This is a genomic window from Flavobacterium sp., from assembly GCF_049318185.1.
Taxonomy (GTDB): Bacteria; Bacteroidota; Bacteroidia; order Flavobacteriales; family Flavobacteriaceae; genus Flavobacterium.
Genome location: NZ_JBMOGV010000234.1, coordinates 1 through 1,614, shown reverse-complemented (window position 1 = coordinate 1,614; position 1,614 = coordinate 1). Strand labels below are relative to the sequence as shown.

At 29.9% G+C, this 1,614-nt stretch carries 1 protein-coding gene; it reads right to left on the bottom strand.

All coding sequences use genetic code 11. The features are described from left to right. Positions 1-159 precede the first annotated feature (159 nt). A complete protein-coding gene (locus ACOYLT_RS11920) occupies positions 160-1,509 on the bottom strand; it encodes a hypothetical protein (RefSeq protein ID WP_422854055.1) in 1,350 nt (449 codons plus the stop codon). Between the last annotated feature and the right edge of the window lie 105 nt (positions 1,510-1,614).

Below are 1,614 nucleotides of genomic sequence, written 5' to 3'. Positions count from 1 at the left end.
TTTGCCCTCCAAACATCGCGAGGTAGAGCAGCGGTAGCTCGTCGGGCTCATAACGAGTAAGAATAGTAAAAAATGTAGAAATTAAAATATTGATAATGAACCACTTGGATAATCACCAAGTGGTTTTTTTGTGTCTGCGCTAGATTTCTGCGCTAGATTTTAAAAAATACACTTCTTCAAATCAGTTAAAAATGATGGTTTCTTATTTTTTAAATCTACATATACAGAAAACGGATTACTATTGCGGTATCTTTTAATTCCTTTTTGTTTAAAATATTCACTTATCCCGATTGATGAAGCTAAACTAATTGCAGGTACAATAATGCTGGTTGGTTCAGTAATAAATGCAGTTGCTACAGCACCTAAAATATTGTGTTTCTTAGCATCAGAATTTATTTTTTCCCATTCAGTTTCTGAACTTTTAACAGCTTCTTTAAAATTATCATTTAAAGCTAGTATATCTGTTTCTTTAATATTGTTGAAATCAGTTGAATCAATGGTTGTTGAAATTTCTCTCAGTGATCTTCTTACACCTGCAAGCCTATCTTCTTCTCTAATTTGTAAGGCAAAACTTACATCAACACCATTTAAGTAGTTTAAATTTATACCTGAGTGTAAAGTACTGAATTTAGTCCAATAAGAATTCGTTCCTCTTAATTCTAGTTGTCTTTTTATGATTTTTTCTGTTGTAAATGAGTAAGAGCCGGTCATTTCACATAATGCATCAATATGCTCAAGATTGCCACCATTTTTGTTTAAATTTAAAATTCCGTCTTTTAAATTATAAGGTAAATCTAATTTTAATGGTAAACTATCCTCAGATTGCCGAATTTCTTTAAAAAAGTAATCGATTTCATCATCTGATTTTTCAGGCATTAATTTCTTCAAGTTAAAAATTAGAATTTCATCAGATAGACCTGCAAGAGTATACTTAAAGTTTTGAAATAATTTTAATTCTTGTTCTTGTTTCACTTCTTCGTCTTCTATCACAAAACCCCTATCTGAAACTCTTCTCTTGGCTAAATCCCAAAAGTACCTTGTTGCATTATAATCATAATCTATTGGACTTTGAATTAAATGTACGATGCCGCTTACTACCCATTTTCTTATTACTATATAGAAATAGAGGCTGTTTATGAAATCTCTTTGCCATAATCCCGGGAACTCAATTGGGTTCATTTTTGGGTTAGTAATTAAAGGATTTTGAAGTGGATGAAGTACAATGATTTCATCAGTATAACAAGAATGACGAGCAATATTATTAATAATTGTAGTCCCATCTAAATCTCCGTGGAAAATTGAAGTTAATTTTTCACTTGGATTATTTTTAGGCAAAAGGGAGGCTCTGTCTATTGTATTATTAAAAATTTTAGAATATTCTTCATATGTTTTTGAAATCTTTTCAAGTGTTATGGTTTTTGATATTTCTTCCCAAGATCTTAATTTATTGATCTGAAACAACTCGTCTAAAACATTATAAAATTGTTTGTTTAAATTTAAAAAACTCATAACATTTTCATTTAGTTGAAGTTAAACCATTTTTTATTGATAATTTTCAAACTGTCCGTCGTCAAACCAATGTAGACTTTTGGTTGTAGAGAGTTTCGTTGTTTA

What these genes read in the sequence shown, in the direction of transcription:
- ACOYLT_RS11920 (WP_422854055.1), bottom strand. Translation starts at nt 1,509, where the DNA reads ATGAGTTTTTTAAATTTAAACAAACAATTTTATAATGTTTTAGACGAG.